The 19395-nt window shown below is 62.5% G+C and carries 16 protein-coding genes; 5 read left to right on the top strand and 11 right to left on the bottom strand.

The window, feature by feature from the left end:
- Window positions 1–7 precede the first annotated feature (7 nt).
- Entirely contained in the window at window positions 8–1834 is a 1827-nt protein-coding gene (locus AC3WOY_RS24745; protein WP_492428664.1) for an EAL domain-containing response regulator, read from the top strand.
- 75 nt (window positions 1835–1909) lie between these two features.
- Here AC3WOY_RS24745 and AC3WOY_RS24740 read toward each other — a convergent pair whose 3' ends face one another.
- The 3 genes from AC3WOY_RS24740 to AC3WOY_RS24730 all read right to left on the bottom strand — a co-directional run bounded on the left by AC3WOY_RS24740 (window position 1910) and on the right by AC3WOY_RS24730 (window position 4604).
- A complete protein-coding gene (locus tag AC3WOY_RS24740; protein WP_492428662.1) occupies window positions 1910–2257 on the bottom strand; it encodes an HPF/RaiA family ribosome-associated protein in 348 nt (115 codons plus the stop codon).
- 149 nt (window positions 2258–2406) lie between these two features.
- Window positions 2407–3378: a Bug family tripartite tricarboxylate transporter substrate binding protein gene (locus tag AC3WOY_RS24735; RefSeq protein ID WP_492428660.1), complete on the bottom strand. Its 972-nt coding sequence runs from the start codon at window positions 3376–3378 to the stop codon at window positions 2407–2409.
- A gap of 23 nt (window positions 3379–3401) precedes the next feature.
- Window positions 3402–4604 (bottom strand): alpha-hydroxy acid oxidase, encoded by a 1203-nt coding sequence (locus AC3WOY_RS24730; protein WP_492429400.1) that lies wholly within the window; start codon window positions 4602–4604, stop codon window positions 3402–3404.
- A gap of 116 nt (window positions 4605–4720) precedes the next feature.
- Between AC3WOY_RS24730 and AC3WOY_RS24725 the strand changes: the two genes are divergently transcribed.
- On the top strand, window positions 4721–5620 hold the full coding sequence (locus AC3WOY_RS24725; protein ID WP_492428658.1) for a LysR family transcriptional regulator: 900 nt from the start codon (window positions 4721–4723) through the stop codon (window positions 5618–5620).
- A 3-nt stretch (window positions 5621–5623) separates the two neighbouring features.
- Here the strand turns inward: AC3WOY_RS24725 and AC3WOY_RS24720 are convergent, their stop codons facing one another.
- The gene (locus AC3WOY_RS24720; RefSeq protein WP_492428656.1) at window positions 5624–7300 is read right to left on the bottom strand and encodes an isovaleryl-CoA dehydrogenase; all 1677 of its coding nucleotides are present in this window, start codon (window positions 7298–7300) and stop codon (window positions 5624–5626) included.
- 147 nt (window positions 7301–7447) lie between these two features.
- Here AC3WOY_RS24720 and AC3WOY_RS24715 point away from each other — a divergent pair, with 147 nt between their 5' ends.
- Together AC3WOY_RS24715 and AC3WOY_RS24710 are read left to right on the top strand one after the other, a co-directional pair.
- Window positions 7448–8077 (top strand): TetR/AcrR family transcriptional regulator, encoded by a 630-nt coding sequence (locus AC3WOY_RS24715; protein WP_492428654.1) that lies wholly within the window; start codon window positions 7448–7450, stop codon window positions 8075–8077.
- A 46-nt stretch (window positions 8078–8123) separates the two neighbouring features.
- Window positions 8124–9416, top strand: a complete 1293-nt coding sequence (locus tag AC3WOY_RS24710; protein WP_492428652.1) for a diguanylate cyclase domain-containing protein — start codon at window positions 8124–8126, stop codon at window positions 9414–9416.
- A gap of 9 nt (window positions 9417–9425) precedes the next feature.
- Here the strand turns inward: AC3WOY_RS24710 and AC3WOY_RS24705 are convergent, their stop codons facing one another.
- From AC3WOY_RS24705 to AC3WOY_RS24675, 7 genes are all read right to left on the bottom strand, one after another.
- Window positions 9426–9656, bottom strand: a complete 231-nt coding sequence (locus AC3WOY_RS24705; protein ID WP_492428650.1) for a hypothetical protein — start codon at window positions 9654–9656, stop codon at window positions 9426–9428.
- Window positions 9657–9697: 41 nt separating this feature from the next.
- The gene (locus AC3WOY_RS24700; protein ID WP_492428648.1) at window positions 9698–11071 is read right to left on the bottom strand and encodes a beta-barrel domain-containing protein; all 1374 of its coding nucleotides are present in this window, start codon (window positions 11069–11071) and stop codon (window positions 9698–9700) included.
- Window positions 11061–13571 (bottom strand): FHA domain-containing protein, encoded by a 2511-nt coding sequence (locus AC3WOY_RS24695; RefSeq protein ID WP_492428647.1) that lies wholly within the window; start codon window positions 13569–13571, stop codon window positions 11061–11063. Before AC3WOY_RS24695 ends, AC3WOY_RS24700 begins: the two co-directional genes overlap by 11 nt.
- Window positions 13568–15010, bottom strand: coding sequence for an efflux transporter outer membrane subunit (locus tag AC3WOY_RS24690; protein WP_492428645.1), 1443 nt, complete (start codon window positions 15008–15010; stop codon window positions 13568–13570). The genes AC3WOY_RS24695 and AC3WOY_RS24690 overlap by 4 nt, the downstream gene beginning before the upstream one ends.
- Window positions 15011–15046: 36 nt before the next feature.
- Window positions 15047–16984, bottom strand: a complete 1938-nt coding sequence (locus AC3WOY_RS24685; RefSeq protein WP_492428643.1) for an HD domain-containing phosphohydrolase — start codon at window positions 16982–16984, stop codon at window positions 15047–15049.
- A 75-nt stretch (window positions 16985–17059) separates the two neighbouring features.
- Window positions 17060–17482 (bottom strand): DUF4399 domain-containing protein, encoded by a 423-nt coding sequence (locus AC3WOY_RS24680; protein WP_492429399.1) that lies wholly within the window; start codon window positions 17480–17482, stop codon window positions 17060–17062.
- A 57-nt stretch (window positions 17483–17539) separates the two neighbouring features.
- The gene (locus AC3WOY_RS24675) at window positions 17540–17917 is read right to left on the bottom strand and encodes a DUF4399 domain-containing protein (RefSeq protein ID WP_492429398.1); all 378 of its coding nucleotides are present in this window, start codon (window positions 17915–17917) and stop codon (window positions 17540–17542) included.
- 291 nt (window positions 17918–18208) lie between these two features.
- Between AC3WOY_RS24675 and AC3WOY_RS24670 the strand changes: the two genes are divergently transcribed.
- Window positions 18209–19390 carry a formylglycine-generating enzyme family protein gene (locus AC3WOY_RS24670; protein ID WP_492428641.1) on the top strand — a complete coding sequence of 394 codons (1182 nt, stop codon included), beginning with the start codon at window positions 18209–18211 and terminating at the stop codon, window positions 19388–19390.
- The last annotated feature ends 5 nt before the right edge of the window (window positions 19391–19395 follow it).

Raw genomic sequence — 19395 nt, 5'->3', positions numbered from 1 at the left:
TGCCTAAATGACCGATTCAGTGAGCACGGCAAACACGGAAGGCACGGCGGAAAGAATCCTGATCGTCGACGACACACCAGCCAATCTGCGCCTGCTCATGCATATGCTTGGCGAGCATGGTTATATTGTTCATCCGGCAACCAACGGCGAACTTGCACTGCAATTTGTCCAAACCACGCTTCCCGACCTGATCCTGCTCGATATCTTCATGCCCGGCATGGATGGTTATGAACTATGCAGGCGATTGAAGGCCGATGCGCGCACACGCGATATCCCGGTGATTTTTCTCAGCTCGGCAGACCAGGAACTGGACAAGCTCAAGGCCTTTTCAAGCGGCGGCGTCGATTATGTCGTGCGCCCCTTGCACGTGGAAGAAGTTCTGGCACGGATCAGAACCCACCTGTCGCTGCGCAACTTGCAAAAAAAGCTGGAAGAGCAGGTCGAGGCGCGCACTGCCGAGCTGATCGAGACCAATCTGCGCCTGCAGGCAGAAAACGCGGAGCGCAAGCAAGCCGAATTCCGCATTCGCTACATGGCACATTACGATGCCTTGACGGGCTTGCCCAACCGCGTGCTGCTGCAAGATCGTATCCAGAAGGCGGTCGACTCTGCCAACCGTAACAAGGCACAAATTGCGGTCCTGTTTGTCGATCTCGACTATTTCAAGAATATTAACGATTCGCTAGGCCACATGGTGGGTGACGGCTTGTTGCAACTGGTCGCGCAGCGCCTGCAGCAATGCTTGCGCAAGAATGATGACGTCGGGCGCCTGGGAGGCGATGAATTCGTGTTGTGTCTTCCGCTTATGAATGGGAGGAGCGACGCAGCGCTGGTTGCGCAAAAGGTTCTCGATGCCTTGCATCAACCTTTTATTCTCAACACCATGGAAATGCACGTTGGGGCCAGCATCGGCATCGGGTTGTATCCGGACGACGGCGCCAATGTAGAAACCTTGATGCGCGCTGCCGATATGGCGATGTACTACGCAAAGGAGACCGGCCGCAGCAATTACCAGTTCTTCACGCCATCCTTGAGCAAGTCGGTGGAGCAGCGCCTGGACCAGGAAAATCGCTTGCGCCAGGCCTTCGCGCGTGGCGAGTTCGCACTCTACTATCAGCCGCAGGTCAACATGGAAACCGGCATGATCTATTCGGCCGAGGCCTTGCTGCGCTGGCGGCAACCGGGGCGCGCGCCAATCACCTGCAGTTCGTTCATCGCCATCGCGGAAGAGACAGGCCTCATCCTGCCGCTTGGCGAATGGGTGCTGCGCGAGGCCTGCAAGCAGTTGCGCATTTGGCACAATACCGGCTTTCCCGGATTGCGCATGTCGGTCAACCTGTCGCCGCGCCAGTTTTCCCAATCCAATTTTCTTTCGACGGTCGAAAGCATCCTCATTGAAAGCGATGTGCCGCCCAGCGCGCTGGCACTGGAGATCACGGAAAACCTCCTGCTGCAGCGTAGCGAAGAAAACATGATGGCGCTCAAGCACTTGAGCGCTATGGGAATACAACTGTCGATCGACGATTTCGGCACCGGATACTCAAGCCTCGCCTATCTCCAGCGCTTTCCGGTCCACACATTGAAAATTGACCAGGCATTCGTGCGCGGCATCGGAGAAAATCCAAATGACATGGCGCTGGTCACCGCCATCATCGCGATGGCGCAAAGCCTGCATTTGAACGTGGTGGCTGAAGGAGTAGAAAACCAGAATCAGGTGAATTTTCTCGTGGCGCGGGGCTGTCTCGCCGCACAGGGCTTCTATTACAGCAAGCCGGTACCGGCCGAGGAATTCCTCGAATTGCTGCAGAAAGCAAACGGCACCTTGCAGACCTGACCGATCCACACCCTCTGGTCGGTGCGATCACGGCCGGGTCGATATTCTGGTTTCAATGCGCGTTGCGCCCGGAGCTTATTCCACTTCCGGCATTTCGTGCGTCTTCACGTCACCGCGTTGCACTTGCAGATGCTCCTTCAGCTTGCGGGCTGCCGCGTCGAACGCGTCACGCACCGCGACATACACGTCTTCATTCGGATGCACGCGGTTGAGCACGATTTCCGCGCCGGGGATGGTCAGGTCGATGCGCACTTCGTAGAGGTGGCCCTGGTGCTTGTGCTTGCCGTTGGTTTCCACCGTGACGTCACAGCGGTTGATGCGGTCGGAGATCTGGTTCAGTTTTTCTGCGCGCTTGCGGATTTCGGTTTCGACGGCTTCGGAAGCGGGAATGTTGTGGAACTTGATGTTCAGGGAATTGACCATGATTGTTTCTGATAAAGGATTGATCGGTGGCGCATGACAGGCATTCCACAGGATGCCTCAAATCAATGTGCGCACGGAAACAGGGTATGCACCCTGCCCGCGCATTTCCTTGATCGTGGTCAATAAAACAAGGATGCGATGGAATCGCGTCAGGTCCCGTCGAACTTGATGCCCTGCTTGGTCACCAGGTTCTTCATCTTTTCCAGTTCAAGCCTGATCTCTGCCGCATATTCAGCAGGCGTATTGCCCACCGCCTGAGCGCCGTTGGCCAGGAGGCGGTCCTTCACCTCGGGCATGGCAAGCACCTTGACTGTCGCCTGGTGCAACCTGGCGATGATGTCGTCCGGCGTCTTCGGCGGCGCAACGAAGCCGTACCATGCGGGATCGTTCACCTGCTTCAACCCAAGTTCGGCGAATGTCGGCACGTCCGGCAGCCCCGGAAGCCGCTGCGGCCAGGAGATGGCCAGCGCCTTCAGCTTGCCGGCCTTGATATGCGGCATGGACGACGGCAGGTTGTCGAACATCATGTCCACCTGTCCTCCCAGGAGGTCATTGAGTGCGGGACCGGAACCGCGGTAGGGAATGTGCAGAACGAAGGTGCCGGTGGAAATCTTGAACTGCTCGCCCACCATGTGCAGGATGCTGCAGGTCCCCGAACTGGCGTAGGACAGCTTGCCCGGGCTGGCCTTGACCTGCGCCATGAATTGCTTGAAGTCGGCGGCCGGCATCTTGCTGCCGACGGTCAGCACATTCGGCGTACGCGCCACATTGGTTATAGGTGCGAAGTCCCGGAGCGGGTCGTAACCCAGTTTCGGATTGCATGCCGGGTTGACCGCATGCGTCGATACCGTCGCCATGCCGATCGTGTACCCGTCCGGCTCGGCCTTGGCGATTGCCGCGGCGCCGATGCTGCCGCCTCCGCCGCCCCGGTTCTCCACGATCACCGTCTGGCCGAGCTCCTTGCCCAGCTTGTCGGCAACAACGCGGCCGACGATGTCGGTCGTGCCGCCGGGCGGGAACGGCACGATCAGCTTGATCGGCTTGTTCGGATACGTTTGCGCCTGCGCAGCCGAGGCAACGGTGAACGCGGCGGCAGCCGCGAACAGGGTGAGTTTTCGCATGATGTCCCTCCTTGTGGTTTGAATCAGTTGTGGCGGATCAGGAAGCCGGCATCCAGTTCGTCGAGCCGGTTGATGCCGAGCATCGCCATGTTCCGGTCCACCTCGTCGCGCAGCAGCTGGATGGCGCGGTCGACGCCGTCCGGACCGGCAGCCGCTGCCGCATACATGAACGGACGCCCGGCGAAGACCGCCCTTGCCCCCAGCGCCAGGGCCTTCAGCACATCCGTGCCGCGCCGGACCCCGCCATCGAGCATGACCGGGAAGTCTCCGACGCTGTCCAGGACTTGCGGCAACACCCGCAGGGCCGACGCCGCGCCGTCCAGCTGGCGGCCGCCGTGGTTCGACACGATGATTCCGTCGGCGCCATATTCCCGCGCCTTGCGGGCATCGGCCGGATGCAGGATCCCCTTGAGGACCATCAGCCCCCGCCACTTCTTCCTGATACGGGCGATGTGTGCCCAGTTCAGGTGCTCACGCCCGGTCGTGTCCCGGATCGCAGTGCGCGAGAGGATGGGCGCGCCGCGCGTGGCGAATGAGTTCTCGAAGTGGGGCATGCCTGTGGTAAGCAATGTGCGCGCCAGTGTGCCGACCAGCCAGCGAGGCCGAACAAGTCCGTCCCATGCAAGGCGCAGGCTGGGCCGCAAGGGTGTAGAAAACCCGGAGCGGATGTTGTTCTCGCGATTGGCCCAGACCGGGATATCGACGGTGATGACGAGCGTCTCGAAGCCGGCGTGGCCGATGCGGTCGATGAGGCCGTCGATGCGTGCTTCGTCGGCAGGAAGATAAGCCTGGAACCAGGTGCCGGGCGCGCGGTCGGCCACCTCCTCCATCGGAATCAGCGAGGTACCGCTCATGATCGCCGGGATACCGGCCGCTTGCGCTGACTCGGCCAGCACGATGTCGCCGCGGTAGGCGGACAGCGCGCTGATGCCGACCGGGGCGATGCCGAACGGCGATGCATAGATGCGTCCGAACAGGCGGACCTCCTGGGAACGGCGCGAGACGTCGGCCAGGACACGCGGCAGGAATCGGTATTCGTCGAAGGCCTTGCGGTTGTCGTCGAGGGAACGGTTGTCTTCGGCTGCGCCGGAGATGTACCCGAACAGCGGGCGCGGAAGGTGGCGTCGGGCAGCGTCCTCGAAATCGCCCAGCGAAAGCATGGACAAGAGGCGTCCTGGCATCGTTGCCGCCGATTGATGCCGGATACGGGTTTCTTGCGTAACCATGTCCATGCGACTTCTCCATCCGGTTGATTCGTGATGGAGAGGACTTTAGAACCCGCAAATGTTTAATAAAAGCGAAATTACGCTAACATGTTATTTCGCTTTCTCGACAATAAAACATGACCCTCAAACAGCTCGAAGCCTTCTACTGGGCCGCCACCTGCGCCAATTTCGCAATGGCGGCGGAGCGGCTGCATGTTTCCACGTCCTCGCTCTCCAAGCGCCTGGCGGAGCTGGAAGAATCGCTGGGCGTGCAATTGTTCGACCGGTCCGGTCACAAGGCCGTGCTCACCGAGGCTGGAGAGCGATTGCTGCCGCATGCCGGCGCACTTCTGCTGACAGCGGACGAGACACGAAAATCGGTGCAGCCCGACGCGCGCATCACAGGCAGGTGCATGATCGGCGTAGGCGAACTCAGCGCCCTCACCTGGCTGCCGCAACTTGCGACGTATGCCGGACAACGCTTTCCCGATCTGCGGCTGGAACCGCATGTGGATATCGGCGTGGCCCTGGCGGAACGCCTGCGCAACGGCGAGCTGGACTGTGCCGTGATTGCAGGCAGGTCATCGGATGCCGCGATTTCCTCGCACACCGTGGGCGAGGCGCGGTTCGTATGGGCCGCCTCGCAGGTGCTGATCGGGAAACCGGCAAGGCTGTCAGCGCAGATGCTGCGCGATCACCCGCTGGTGACGCTGCCGCCCGGTGCGGGGACGAGCCGCATTCTCGATGAATGGCTGATGGTCAACGATATCGATTTCGCCTACCGCTTGAGCTGCAACAGTTGGGGCGCCATCGCCGGCCTGCTGATCGAGGGAACGGGCGTCGGCTTCCTGCCGGAGAGCTGGGCGAGGTCGTTGTCGCGGCGCGGCGCACTCCGCGTGCTGAACGCGGCGCCGGCGCTTTCTCCGCTGGTGTACACCTTCCAGAAACGGCGCAACGACGAACGACCGCTGCTGGCCGAAATGCTGGCCGCGGTGCGTGCTACCGCAGATTTCGCCCGCCCGCCGCGGTTGCTGTAAGGTTTATCCGGATACGGTGGCGCGCTTGATGATCGCCGCGCAATCCAGGCCGCGCGGCAGGTTGCCGTAGACCCGCCCGCTGTCCAGACCCGACAGGCGGGAAGCACAAAAAGCCTCGGCAACGGCAGCATTGCCCTGACGGACCAGCAAGGCGCCTTGCAACGCCAGCGCCATCTTCTCGACGATGCCGCGTGCCCGGTATTCGATATCGGACAGGTCGGTGAACTCGCGGCCAAGGCGCGCCACATACTGGTCCAGGCTGCGATTGCCGCCGGCCGCCAGCTGCAGCTCGGCCATGTAGGTTTCCAGCGAGCCCGGCTCGCGCTGCATCGCGCGCAGCATGTCCAGGCACTGCACGTTGCCACTGCCTTCCCAGATCGAATTCACTGGCGATTCGCGGAACAGGCGCGGCATGATGCTGTCCTCCATCACGCCGCTGCCGCCGATGCATTCCATCGCTTCATATGCATGGCCAGGCGTGCGCTTGCAGATCCAGTACTTGCCGACAGCCGTGCCCATGCGCACAAGAAGTTTTTCCGATTCGCTCTGCTCGCCGCTGTCGAGCGCGCGCGCGATCCGCATCGTCATCGCCAGCGCCGCCTCGCTTTCGATGGCGAGGTCCGCCAGCACGTTCTGCATCAGCGGCTGCTCCGCCAGCAGCTTGCCGAATGCGGCGCGCTGGGCGCAATGATGCATCGCCTGCACAACCGCCTGCCGCATCCCGGCTGCCGAACCGATCATGCAATCGAAACGGGTCATCGACACCATCTTCAGGATGGTCGCCACGCCGCGCCCCTCGCCGCCGATCATGACGGCGTATGCACCGCGCAACTCGGTTTCGGACGAGGCATTGGCGACATTGCCCATCTTGTTCTTCAGCCGCTGGATCTGCAGCGGATTCTTGCTGCCGTCCGGACACCAGCGCGGCAGCAGGAAGCACGACAGACCTCCGGGCGCCTGCGCCAGCACGAGGAAGGCGTCGCACATCGGCGCCGACACGAAATACTTGTGGCCGACCAGTTCGTACGGCTGGCCGGGGCCGCCGCTGCCCAGCGGAATGGCACGCGTCGTGTTGGCGCGCACGTCGGAGCCGCCCTGCTTCTCGGTCATGGCCATGCCGATGGTGACGCCTTCCTTCTGGGTGTCGGGCACGTTGCGAGGATCATAGTGCCGGGCGAGGATCTTCGGCTCCCATTGGGCCGCGACGTCAGGCTGCAGGCGCAGTGCCGGAATCGCCGCCGAAGTCATCGTGATGGGACAGCAGTGCGCCGCCTCGACCTGGCTCTGCATGTAAAACTTCGCTGCACGCGCGACCTGCGCGCCCTCGCGCGGATCGCTCCAGTGCGAGGAATGCAGCCCGTGCTCGATCGAAATCTGCATGAGCCGGTGGTAGGCCGGATGGAATCGCACCTCGTCCACCCGCCGTCCGTAGCGGTCGTGCGTGTACAGCACCGGTTTGTTCTCGTTGGCCTGGAAGCCCAGTTCGATCATCTCGAGCGATCCGGTCATGGCGCCGAACGCGTGCAGGTCATCCTCCGCCCACGCCGCACCTTCACGACCCACCGCTTCCCGGAGTGCGCGATCCTCGAGGTACAAGTTGTAGTCTTCCAGCGGGCGCGGCTGGTTCTCGACGGTATGCGTCTCGGCGTAATACAGGTTCGCGCTGGCGATTTCAGGCATGTCTCTCTCCAACTTGCTTAAAGTGTGAATTAATGTTCACTTATTGTCATCAAGTTCACCATGCACCACCCTGGCTGTCAAGCGTTTGCTTGTCGGTAATCTCCTTGCTTTGTTACACTGGTTTGAAGAACAACAACAGGCGAAACGATGGTTTACCGGCCGACTGAAAAGACCGCAGCCCGCAAGGCTGCAATGCGGCAACGCATACTGGATGCATCCCTGCTGCTGGTCTCGACCGGCGGCTTCGGCGCCCTCACCATCAATGCGGTCGCGCGCGAGGCTGGCATCGCCACCGGCGCCGTCTACAAGTACTTCGACTCGAAGGCGCAGTTGTGCGCCGAAGTATTCCGTGGCGCCACGGAAAAGGAACTGGCCGTCGTACGGGAAAACGCCTGGGCCGATGGCGCGCCCGCGAAGCGCCTGCTCAACGCCATCGAAGCATTTTCCGCCCGCGCACTGCGCGGCCGCCGGCTGGCCTACGCCCTGATCGCGGAGCCGGTCGATGCCCTGGTCGACGCGGAGCGGCTGCGCTACCGCCGCGCCTATGCCGATATCTTTGAAAAGCTGGTCGAAGACGGCATCCGCAGCGGCGATTTTCCGCCACAGTCGGCCACTGTTTCGGCCGCGGCCATCGTCGGCGTCATTTCGGAAGCATTGGTGGGGCCGCTCACCTGGGCCGGAGACGTGGAACCGGAAATCGAGAAAACCAGCCTGATCCAGTCCATCCAGTCGTTCTGCCTGCGCGCGGTCGCCATGCAGGAGCCCCGAAGTCCCTGATTTTTGATTGCCGACGAGGAACTGCGAATAAGGTTATGCTGTCCACATGAACGTGAAACCGACCGACACGCTGCCCAACATCGTCGATTTGCTGCTTGATGCTGTCTTCCTCGTGGATACGGACGGACGCATCGTCCACGTCAGTGCCGCCTGCGAACCTATATTCGGCTACACGCCGGATGAAATGATCGGGATGGAGATGATCAACCTCATCGTTCCCGAAGACCGCGCAAAGACCCTGGAGGAAGCCGCGCTGGTCATGTCCGGCCGCCCGCGCATCGGTTTCGAGAACCGCTACATCCGCAAGGACGGCAGCCTGGTCCATCTCATGTGGTCCGCCCGTTGGTCCGAAGCCGACCGGCTCCGTGTCGGCGTGGCACGCGATATCACTGATCGCAAGCGCGCCGCGGACATGCAGACGGCAACTTATGCGATTTCCGAGGCGGCCCATGGCGCTTCCGACCTCGTCCACATGTTCCGCGAAATCCATCGCATCATTGCCCGGCTGGTTCCGGCCGCCGGCTTCGCGGTGACCTTGCGCGACAGCTCGGCCGGCGAGTTTTCCCAGCCTTACCAGACCGACCTGTCCGCCGATCCCGCAGTCCGCCAGATCTTCACTGAAGTCATCCGCACCAGGCGGACCGTTCTCCTCGAGGGAGAATCGCAGGCCGATGGCGGCAACGAATCCTGGATCGGGCTCCCGCTCGTCTTGCCCGCCGGCATCTCCGGCGCCCTGATCCTGAAAAGCCATCCCGGCACGCGTTATTCCGAGAAAGACAGGGAACTGCTGCAGTTCGTTTCCACCCAGGTCGCGATCGCGCTGGAGCGCAGGCGCCTGAACGATGAGCTCAGGCGCGCCGCACGCTACGACGAACTCACCGGCCTGCCCAACAGGCGCCTGTTCCAGGACAGGATGAAGTCTGCCCTGGCCCGCACGCGGCGCCATGGGGGACGGATCGCACTGCTCTATGTCGATATCGACGACTTCAAGCAGATCAACGATACCCTCGGCCATACCGCCGGCGACCAGTTGCTGGGGGAGGTGGCGCACCGCCTGCAGCAGTGCGTGCGCGAAGAAGATACCGTTGCCCGCCTCGGCGGCGATGAGTTTGTCGTCCTGCTGGAGGAAATCCAGGCGCCGGACGATGCGCGGCTCGTGTTGGCCAAGATCACGGCAACCATCAACCACCCGGTTCACCTGGACGGGAACCTGCTCTGCGTGCAGCCCAGCATCGGCATCGCCGTCTATCCCGATCATGGGGAAACCGCGGAGCAGTTGCTCAAGCACGCGGACATGCAGATGTATGAAATGAAGAAGGCCAAGGCGCCAGGCGCCTGATCCGGACAATTACTCCGCAGCAAACTCTGCAGCCGCCTTCGCCGTCCACAACGCCTTGTTGTAGCTCTCGAACGCCGTATCGTAGGAGTCGGTTTCACCGCCCGGCCCGACAAAATGCGTCCACCAGCCCTCCGCATCCTCGACAAGTGCAATGTCGCCTTCCTTGCAGCAGTCGGCAAGGATATCGTCCTGCTCCAGCGTGACGATGCGGACGCCGCGGTGCTTGATGACTTTTGCCATGGGAAACTCCCGGTTCATCTTTTCATTCTACGCCTCTTCCGTCATCCGCCGATCTGCCGGAACGGATCCAGCGCCATGTCGATGATCCTGCGTTCCCTCACCACGATCTCGGCCGTTGCGGTCATGCCATAGCGCAACGGATATCTGGTTTCCCCCACCATGTAGTAGTCCTTGTCGAGCGCCACCCTGCCCTCGTACACCGGCTGCTTGGTCTGCGGCGACATCTTGGTCGCCGGCGAAATGTGGTCCAGCGCGCCGGTGATGACGCCATAGCGCTGGTAGGGGAAGGCATTGAATTTCAGCTTCACCGCCAGCCCCTCCTTCAGGAAGGCGCGGTCGTGTTCGGCAATCTCGATACGCAAGATCGGCCGCGCATCCTTGGGGGCAATGCCGCCGATCGGCGTATTGGCCTGCACCTTGTCGCCCGGCTGGGTGGTGGTCACATCCGTGATCACGCCGTCCACCGGCGCCACGATGAGCAGGAAGTTGTCCTTGTCGATATTCTCGAAGCGGATGCGTGCCGCCGCGTCCGCCACCAGGCGCGCGGTCTGCACTTGCAAGCGCAGCTTCTCTTCGGAATTGGCGATCTCCTTGGTGGCCGCCTCGTACTGCAGTTGCAGCTTGGTGAACTCCTGCCCGCTGGACTCCAGCTGCGCCCGTGCCTGCGTGAATTCCTGGCTCTGGCGCGCGGTCAGCTCGCTGACCCTTGCCTGCGCCACCCGCAGCGCATTCTCCGCCGCCTGCAGCGCGTTGCGCTTGCTTTCCACCTGCAACTGGGACACGCCGCCGCCGCCCGTCATGGAAAACAGGCGCGCATACTTCTCCGACTCCAGCCGTGCGGCATCCCGTGCACGACGGGCTTCCTCGACATTTGTCCGCGCTTCCGCCAGCTGGGCACGCTGGCTTTCGGCGAGCCTGCTGGTGCCTTCCGCGGCGCGCTTCGAATGCTGGTGCTCTTCCAGTTCCATGGCCTGCTTGAGCGCAGCCACCTTGCGCTCCATCAGCGCCCTGCGCTCCGGAAACAGCTTCCACTCCCGCTCTGCGTCCTCCAGTTTCAGCTGCGCTTCCAGCGCATTCTTCGCCGCCTCGATCGCACCGCGCGCGTTCAGCCGGGCCAGCGTGTCACCCTTGGAAACCGGCTGTCCTTCTGCGATATAGAGATTGGCCAGTTCGCCATCGATGGGCGTGTAGAACCGCCTGACCTCGGATTCCGGCTGCAGCGCCCCCTGCGCGCTCACGATCACATCTGCCGTGCCGATGAAGGACCACAGCAGCGCGGCCACGATCAGCGCAAAGACGGTGATCACCACAGCCTGCGTGAATCGCCAGGGTTCGGCGGTGAGGACGGAGATGCCTTCGGCGCTATGGTCTTCCAGCGCCTCGGTCAGCGGACGCAAGCGGGCTTCATTGCTCATTGCCGGATCCTCCCAGCAGGGCGAGTTTTTCCTTCAGCAGGCCGGGTTCCAGCACCATGCGCAGGTCCTGCACGGCCTTGCGCTGCTGTTCGGCTTCCGTGGTGATGTCGTCGCGCAGCTTGTTCCACTGCGGTGGATACTCCGCCTTCAGCTGGCGTGCGATCAGCAGCCCCTGCTGGGCACCCTGCCGCGCCTCGGTCAGCAGCTTTGCCTGCGTGCGGAACTGGTTCGAGACACTGGTTTCGAGGCGCAGTGCGCCCTCGATGGGACCATTGTCCTGGTACTGGCGCCAGCGCGTGGCGGCGCGGTTCATCAATTCCTGAGCCCGCACCAGCGCCTTGTCACGGTTGCGGTTGACGTCCGGTTCCATGGCGCGGATGAAATGGACGTCGTCGTCAGGATCGAGCGCGCCGTAAAAGGTCAGCAGCCGCTCGTCATAGTCCCGGCTCCCGCGCATTTTCTGCAAAGCGGCATACTGTTCGACGACCGCCTTGCGGCGCTGGACCTGGCCCGCGATCGATTTGGCCCACGGTCCGGCATCGAGCTTTTCCAGGGCGGCAAAGGAGGCATCCGCATTCCCTTCGCGCCATGCCTTGTTCGCCGCCTGGTATTGGGCAAGCAGGTTCCCCGGCGGCATCTGGCCGCCTGTACTCAAGGCCTTGAAGCGCGCCTGGAACGGCGGCGTCTCGAAACGCGCCTTCTCGACACTTGACGACAGCCGCGCAAGGTCATGCTCGCGCGCGGCATTGTCGATCCCGGTATAGCGCTGCAGATCCTTGCGCACGGCATCCAGTCCGCCAATGCGCGGATACTTTTCCGCGTACTCCATCAGGATGGGCTCCAGGGCTGCGGGATTGTCCCGCTTCAGTTCATCGGCAATCGAGGTTTTCAGGCGCTCGATTGCGGCCAGGTACACCGCTTCATCGCTCTGCAGCTTGCGCAGGTGGCTAAGCGCTTCCGCATAGACAACCTCGAAGGCCGGCACCATGGCGTTGATCGTTGCGAACGCGCGCTGGTGCTTCTGCGTGCCGTCATCCCATTGCCGCAGCAGCGTCCGTATCCTGTCCTCATCCTGGTACATGCGTATCGGCGCCTCCGGCCCGCCTCTGCCCATCACGAAGCGCTCCAGCCCGCCTATCCATTCCAGTTCGGCGAGCAGAGGATGGGCATGGTCGTTGTGGCGTGCCGCCTCCTTCATGGCGGCCAGCACGGTGGCGGCGCGGTCGAAGTTGCGCGACTTGATTGCCGCCACCCATTCCGGCAACCGTGTCTTGAGCAAGGCTTCCGTGCCGAGCGCCTTGATTTCGGCGTTCCCCGGATTGCGCGCAAGATGGCGCGTAGCCAGGTCGGAGGCCTCCGCAAACTCGCCGTCGGCGATGAGGCCCTTCATCTCCCGCTCCGGCGCGCTCGTCAGGCGCATCACGACGACGAAAGCGATCAGCAGCGCGAAGACCGCCGCGGCGATACGCATCGCCTTCTTCGACATGGCACGTTCGCCACCGGCAAACGCGCCTGCAAGTTCGGACACGAAAACGGCAGACTTGCCCCGCGGCTTGCGCCTGGCATTGTCGCTGGCAGCCGCATCCTCCTGCTTCGCGGCATCGTCGTTGACCTCGTCCTCCTGCTGCGGCGCATGGTCCACGCAAAAGATGTCGAGGAAGGAATCCGGCGCCGCGACGAAGGTCGTCTTGTCCTGATTGCCGGTGGTCGGCATCACGCTCTGCACCATGGTGCTCAGCTTGGTGACCGTCGGGTCGACCTCGTGCTCTTCCTTGTGCAGGCTGGCCTTGTAGACGAAATGGTGGCCGCCGAAGGCCAGCGTATCGCCGTCGTTGAGCGGCACCGCGTGCTCGTCCAGCCGCTTGCCGCCGACGAACGTGCCGTTGGTGCTGCCGAGATCCTCGACGAAAGCCTGGCCCCCCTTGAGGAAGATATGCGCGTGGCGGCGCGACAGGTAGTTGACCTGATGCGGGAATTCATCCTTGTAGCGAGCGAAGGCGTCGTCCGCTTTGCTGATCAGGAAGGGAAAACTGCTGATGACGATCGGCTGCAGCCCGAGGTCATCGCGATCGGGGTTGAGCACGACCGCGACCAGGCGCGCCGACATGATGGTGCGCTCTTTCGGCTTGCCCAGCCGCACGCTGTAGGTCAGCCGTCCGCCGAAGCAGATCTCGTCGCCGTCGTCCAGCTTGGTGATCTTCTGCTGCACGTCGATCCCGTTGACCTTGGTGCCGTTCTTGCTGTCGAGGTCGGCGATGTAGACCGCCCCGTTCTCGGAAAAAATCCGCGCATGCCGGCGCGACAGGTCAGCGACGATGTTGGGCGGATAGTCGGAGAAAGGCGGCTCCGTCCGGCCGATGGCGAACAGGCTCTCGTCGATGCGGATCTCGCCGGTCTCGGGATGCGACACCGGCTTGAGGACGATATCGAACGCCATGTCGACCGTCTGCATCCGCACGGTCGCGGCATTGTCATGCGCCACGCTGCGTTTGACGGTCATTGGCTGGCATTCCCCACGGCGACTGCCGGCCATCCGCCGCCGAGCGCCTTGTAGAGCGTGACCGTATCGGACAGGATCTGCTGGTGGTTGGCCAGCAGCGCGAGCTCTGCCTGCAGCAGGGAGCGCTCGGTTTCGAACACTTCGAGCTGCGACACGACGCCTTCCTTCAGCTGCGCCTCGATCTGTGCCGATACCGTGCGCAGGTTGTCCACCTGCTGCTGCAGTTCGGTGCGCTGCTTCTTGTGCGCGTCGAGGTTGACCAGTGCATTCTCAACCTCTTCAAACGCCGTCACCACCGTCTTGCGGTATTGCTCCTCCGCCACCTTCGTCTGCGCCTCGCTCGTCTTCACCCGTGCCTTCACGCTCGGGTCGAGAAGCGGAATATTGATGCTCGGCAGCAGGCCGAAGGTGAAGGACTTCAGCAGGTCGGTCAGCGCGAAGCTGGACGAACCTCCGCGGCCAGTCAGGCTGATGGACGGCAGTTGTGCAAGCTTTGCCGCCCCGACGAGGTCATATGCCTGCAGCACACGGTACTCGGCCGCGACAATGTCGGGCCGGCGCTTGAGCAGATCGGCGGGCAGGCCGGACGGCACGTTGGGCGCCGTGACCTTGTCGCGCAGGCTGCCCGGCGGCACCTTGAAATCACCGGCGGGAATACCGAGCAAGGTGGCGAGGCCATTGCCTGCGAGGTTGCGCGCCCGCTGCAGCTCGAGGAATTCGTTGGTCAGGCGATTGATCTCGGCGCGCTGCTGCAGCACGCGCGTATTGGGCAGCAAGCCATTCTTGTGCATCGCTTCGTAAATGCCGAGGATCTGCTTGCCCTTGTCCAGCGCCTTCTGCTGTTGCGCCATCTGTTCGTCCAGCTGCAGGATCTGGAAGTATGCCGTCGACACCGACGATGCCAGCGTCAGGTATCCTGCGCGCCAGTCCGCTTCCGACGCCTCGAACCCGGCGCGCTGCGCCTGCACGCCCTTTTCGACCTTGCCCCAGATGTCGATGTCCCAGTTGACCTGGGTGCCAAGGTTGAAAGTCTTGGCGAAGGACTGGCCGGTGCTCTTTTCGAAACTCGCTCCGGCCGCGGCACTCAGCGAAGGCATGGCGCCGGCGCGTGCCTCACCCACTTCCGCATTGGCCACCTGCACGCGCGCCGCGAGGATCTTCACATCGAAATTTCCTGCGACAGCCCTGTCCACAAGGCTGTCCAGATAGGGATCCTTGAATTCCCGCCACCAGTCAGGAGCAATGGTTTCCGCCGCGGAGACAGGCTGCTGCGACCAGGACGCCTTGACGGGGGCAGCAGGCGTCTGGTAGGGCGCCATGCTCACGTCGGCGCAACCGCCAAGCAGGGTGGCGCACAAGCCTCCGGCAAGGGTACGTCGCAGGCCGGGCGCCCAGCGCGGCGCTGGCGGCGTTCTGAAGGAGATACGTGTCGTCGGCATAGTGTTTCCGTTGTGATGTCTTGAAGTGATCCCTGCTCATGTCTGCGCCCAGACGCGGGCATCGACAAACACCTTGAAGAGCCTTGGATCGAGGTGGCCGTCCTGGCATTCGGAACCAATCAGGTCGAGGGCCTGCTCCACCGGCACCGCTTTCTTGTACGGGCGGTCGCCTGCGGTCAATGCGTCATAGATGTCGCAGATCGTCAGGATGCGCGTCTGCACGCTGATCTGGTGGCCGCGCAATCCCATCGGATAGCCCGAACCATCCAGTTTTTCGTGATGTCCGTGCGCAATGGCCGGTACCCCGGAAAGGTCGCGCGTCCACGGAATCAGGATCAGGAAGGAATAGGAGTCGACAACGTGCGACTCGATTTCCTTGCGCTCCTCGGCGGTCAGGCAGCCCTTGGGAAGGCTCAGTGCTGAAAACTCGTGCTCGTGCAGCAGCGGCGACGAGCAGCCGTCGACCTCCTCGTAGGCATACCCCATGATTTCCGAGAGGTCCGGCAAACTGCTTCCATGGGAAATCGCCGGTTCATTCGACTCACGGATGGAAGCCAGGAAGCGTTCCAGCCGAGCGAATTCCTCCTGCAATTCCTCCTCCATCCGGCGCTTCTCGGCACGGAAGGACGCCATCGTCATTTCCTCCACGGCGTGGCGTTCCACCAACCCGCGGTAGGCATGCCGCTCCAGGCAGGCGCGCGCGTACTTGAAGCGTTCCTCCAGCATGCGCATTTCGAAGTGATGCAGCTTCTTCTGCTTGCGCAGCACATGCTCGCGCACACCGACCTTGCCGAAGTCGTGCAGCAGCGCGGCATAGCGGATCTCGCGCAACTGGTCGAGGGAAAATACGACATTCCGCAGATCGGGCGAGTCCGCGCGGTCAACTGCCTTCGCCAGCGCCTCCGCATATCCCGCCACCCGGAACGAATGCCCCGCCGTGACCGGATCGCGCTCTTCGATCGCCTGCACCGATGCACGGACGAAGCCGTCCAGCAATCGTTCGATGTCCGAATACAACTGGAAATTCTTCAGCGCCACCGCCGCCTCGGCACAGACGCCGGTCAGCATTTCCAGGTCCTGTTCCTTGAATGCGTACGGATCGGACGAGGTGTCCACCTGGATCAGTCCGAGGCACTCGCCCTCCAGCACAAGAGGCACGCACATCACGCTGCGGATCGCTTGCGCAAGGATCGACTCCTGCGCACCGAAGTGCCGGTCCGACAAGGTATCGACGGAAAGGATGGATTGCTTGCGGTTCAACACCTCGTCGATGATGGTGCGCGACATGCGCACGCGCTCCAGGTCCTCGATCCTGCCATCCCTGCGCCGCGCCGCCACGGGCAAGGGCTGCCCGCCTTCCGTCTTGCGCAGCATGATGAAGGCGCGTTCGGCGAGCGGGAACAGCTCGAAGATGAAATTCATGATCTTTTCGATCAGGGTTTCCTGGTCCGTCACGGCGCCCAGCGCAATTCCGACCTGCGCCATCGCGTGCAGCTTCTGCATGGTCTGCTGGATGTCGCCATGCGCGGCACCGTCGCCCGGCTCCATGATCCGCGTCAGCTCGGACGCATCGACCACACGGGTGATGATGGTCGGCGTGCTGTCGCGCGCCGGCACCACGAGGGAATGAAAGACCATCTGCGCGTTCGACACCGTCAGCTCGTCGCCGTCCTTGAGCGGATGCCACGCACCCGGCCTGAGCTTGGTGCCATCCACGAAGGTGCCGTTGAAGGAATGCAGGTCTTCCACGAAATAGGTGTCGCCGCGGCGGCGGATGCGCGCATGCCGCCGGCTCACCGTATGTTCGGGAATGCACAGGAATTTGTCGGACGCGAGCGAGTCCTGCGGGTCGCGGCCGATAACCACTTCGTCGTGGATGGGAAACACGGTCGGCCGCACCGATCCGTCACCGGTGACCTCGAGATAGGCCGTCACCGCACCGGCGGAAACGGCCGACGCCACATGGTTGTCCATCGCACCTCCATTCGCCGGCGTCGCGCGCATCGGCTCTTACTGCCCGACCGACCCTGCCGAGGAGGCCTTACCTCCTTACCGTACCGTAATCGTGATCTTCTTCGAGAAGATCGGCGGATTGTGAGGAATATGCTTGTCGTCGCCCATCAGCAACTGCAAGGTGTGCTTCCCCGGCGGCAGTTCAATCATCGCTTCGGTTTCACCCGCTCCGAAATGCAGGTGGTTCCTGTCCGACGGAATCTCCTTGTCGGCAGGCGGTATGGGCGTATCGATCAGCAGGTGGTGGTGTCCGGTATTGGGCAGCTTCACATCCTTGGGCGCCACCCCCATGTCGCGCAAGCCGAACCAGACGCGGAACGGCTTGCCGGCGGAGATCACTTCGCCATTGTTCGGCCAGCCGATGTACAGGTAGGCATGCGGCGCGGCAGGCGTCTCGCCGGCGAACGCTGCTGTCCACGACAAGAGGAAAAAAGCAGCTGCAACGCAGGTCCTGGCCATGATGCATACCCCCGAATCCGTTTTCATCCGCAACAGCGTCCTTGCACCGGTCATCATCTATTTCACCGTGATCGTGATCTTCTTCGACATCACCGGAGGATCGTGCGGAACATGGTTATGGTCCCCGAGCAGCAACTGCAGCGTGTGCTTGCCAGGCGGCAGTTCAATCCTTGCCTCGGTCTCGCCGGCGCCAAAGTGGAGATGGTTCCGGTCGGAAGGAATTTCCTTGTCCATGTCCGGCAGCCCGGTGTCGATGAGCACATGGTGATGGCCGGTGTTCTGGCGCTCCACGCTCTTGGGAGCCACACCCATGTTGCGCAATCCCATGCGGAGCCAGAACTTGCCCCCGCTGATGACCGTGCCGTTCTGCGGCCAGATGATGTATACCGATGCGTTCTCGGGCGCGGGCGATCGTTGTGCATATGCCGCGGTCATGGTCAGCCAGGCTGCGGCGGCTGCAACGAAAAAGGCGAGTCTATGCATGCAATGGCTCCTCCAGCAGGGATATCCGCATGAGCACCAGAGAATACGTCTCCGGCGGCCGTTTTCATGATCAACCTCCTGCGACTGCATCTACCTGCAGGAAAAAGCGGTTGCTCTCATTTTCGGAGAAGTTGTGGGCCGTCGTTTGTGCTTTCGCAAACCGCTACCACTATTGGATATCGATGATATGCAGGAGGAACAATATCGAGCCTGTGTTGAAACTCTCCTGATGAAGGTTTTGCTGTGAGGCCAACATTCCTGATCGCACTTTCGCTGGGCGTGACCGTCTTCGAACTCGCGGCGGCCACCGACCGGCGCTCGGACCTTCTCGATAACGGCATCGCCGCCATCCTGCCCAAGGACAGCGCAGAACAATACGAGCTGGCCTTCTGGGAGTCGATCAAGGACAGCAACCACATCGCCGACTACGAAGCCTACCTGCAGCAGTATCCGAAAGGACGCTTCGCTGCACTGGCGAAGGCCCGCATCGAGCGCCTGCGCGCTGCAGCAAAACCGGAGCCTGCAACGGAACCTGAACGGCCTGCGGCGAAGACGGCGCCGGAGAAGTCGCGCCCCGCTCCGCCGCCAAAGGCGGAACCCGAACGAAAGCGGCCTCCGCCTCCGGTAGCGAAAGAGTCTCCGGCCCCAAAGGAAGCCCCCCCGCAAGCCGCACCCGCCGAACCGGTTCCCGACAAGCCGCCGCCCAAGGCAGCCAGCGGCGAACTTCGTGATTGCCCGGCCTGCCCGGTGCTGGTCAGCCTTCCCGCGGGCAGCTTCATCATGGGCGTGAGCAGTGGCGATCCGTCGGAAAAACCGGCGCACCGCGTCTCGATCGGCGCCCCCTTTGCCATCGGAAAATACGAGGTGACGGTAGACCAATGGAATGTCTGCGCCGAGGGCGGCAGTTGCCCGAAGCTGACCAGCAACAATCCGGGCAATACCCCCGTACGCGACGTAAGCTGGGACGATGCGCAGCAATACGTAAAATGGCTCTCGATCACCACCGGCAAGTCCTACCGGCTGCCGAGCGAAGCAGAATGGGAATACGCCGCACGCGGCGGCACCTCGACCCGCTTCTGGTGGGGTGAGCAAATGAAACCCGGCAACGCCAACTGCAAGGAATGCGGCGAGCCCTGGAGCGCGGATGGTCCTGCCAAGGCCGGCTCTTTTGCCGCCAATCCCTACGGGCTGCATGACATGAACGGCAGCATATGGGAGTGGGTCGCCGATTGCTGGCACAACTCCTACAAGGGAGCGCCCGGCGATGCAAAACCGTGGGACACGCCCGGCTGCAGGGAGCGCGTCATCCGCGGCGGGTCGTGGCGGGACGGCGCAACCTACATGCCCGCGTCCACGCGCTTCAAGTACGGAGCAAGCGTACGCCACTCGCAGAATGGTTTCAGGGTGGCCCGGGACATGAAATGACTTGC

The organism is Noviherbaspirillum sp. FW303-A3 (assembly GCF_058788695.1).
The sequence above is the reverse complement of the archived record's forward strand: the minus strand, read 5'-3'. Positions and strand labels throughout refer to the sequence as shown.